This is a genomic window from Psychrobacter sp. GW64-MNA-CIBAN-0177 (assembly GCF_040309585.1).
GTDB classification, from domain to species: Bacteria; Pseudomonadota; Gammaproteobacteria; order Pseudomonadales; family Moraxellaceae; genus Psychrobacter; species Psychrobacter okhotskensis.
Map to the genome: position 1 here is coordinate 1 of NZ_JBEOOY010000417.1, position 255 is coordinate 255.

1 protein-coding gene is annotated in these 255 nt (G+C 69.8%); it reads right to left on the reverse strand.

Annotated features, from left to right (window positions below; all coding sequences use genetic code 11):
- Positions 1-234 (reverse strand): M81 family metallopeptidase (locus AAEY79_RS15690; protein ID WP_352289529.1); only part of this gene is annotated, 234 nt, incomplete at its 3' end.
- Positions 235-255 lie beyond the last annotated feature (21 nt).

The window sequence follows — 255 nt, forward strand, 5'->3', positions numbered from 1 at the left end:
GTCCAGCAGCAGCCGCGCCGCATGCTCGCCGGTCTCGTACATGTCGACGTGCGGATACGTCTTGAAACTGACGATCACGTCCGCGTTGTCGATCATCTTCTGCGTGACGTGCGCATGCAGGTCGAGCGCGACCGCGATCGGCGCAGCCGGCAGCGCCGCACGCACCCGCGCGAGCAGGTCGCCCTCGCCGTCCGCGCTCTGCTCGGCGACCATCGCGCCGTGCAGGTCGAGCATCACCGCGTCGCAGCCTGGCGC